Source organism: Frankia gtarii (assembly GCF_025403375.1).
Lineage (GTDB): Bacteria > Actinomycetota > Actinomycetes > Frankiales > Frankiaceae > Frankia > Frankia gtarii.
In genome coordinates, this window is the sequence record NZ_JAMPTM010000598.1 from 1 (window position 1) to 651 (window position 651).

At 77.3% G+C, this 651-nt stretch carries 1 pseudogene; it reads right to left on the reverse strand.

The features are described from left to right. A pseudogene (locus tag NBZ83_RS32490) lies at positions 1–651 on the reverse strand (apolipoprotein N-acyltransferase); the annotation flags it as partial.

Sequence of the window (651 nt, forward strand, 5' to 3'; positions counted from 1 at the left end):
CCAGTGGCCGGTGGTGGTGCGGGTGAGGGTGCGGGCGTGCAGGAGGGCGTGGGCGAGCAGGGCGCCGGTGGTGGCGACGACGGCGGTGAGTAGGGGGGCGCCGCCGAGGGCGGCGAGTCCGGTCAGCGGGCTTGCGGACTGGGTGAAGGCGAGCCGGCCCCAGGGGAAGCCGCCGAAGGGGGCGCGGCCGCGTAGCGCCTCCTGGGCGGCCCAGACGGCGCCGGTCCACAGCCAGGGTGCGGGCAGGCGCCAGACGAGGGTGGTGGCGGGGGCGACGAGGGCGAGGATGGCGGCTTCGGCGACGGCGAGGGCGATCCAGGCGTCGGCGCCGACGAAGGAGACGAAGCGCAGCAGCGGCAGGCAGAACGCGAGGCCGAACAGGGCGCCGAGGGCGTAGGAGGAGCGCAGGCGGCGGCCGCGGACGGTGAGGGTGAGCACGGTGACGGCGACCGGTGCCAGCGGCCAGGCGCCGACTGGTGGGGTGGCGAGGTAGAGCAGGGCGCCGCCGAGCAGGGCGGCCAGTGCTGGTGGGGTGCGTCGGCGCAGGGTGGCGCGGCGGCGGACGCGGCGGGCGGCCTGGTCGGGTTCGGCGCAGGCAGCGGGTTCGGCGCAAACAGCGGCCTGGTCGGTGTGTTCGGTGTGTTCGGTGGG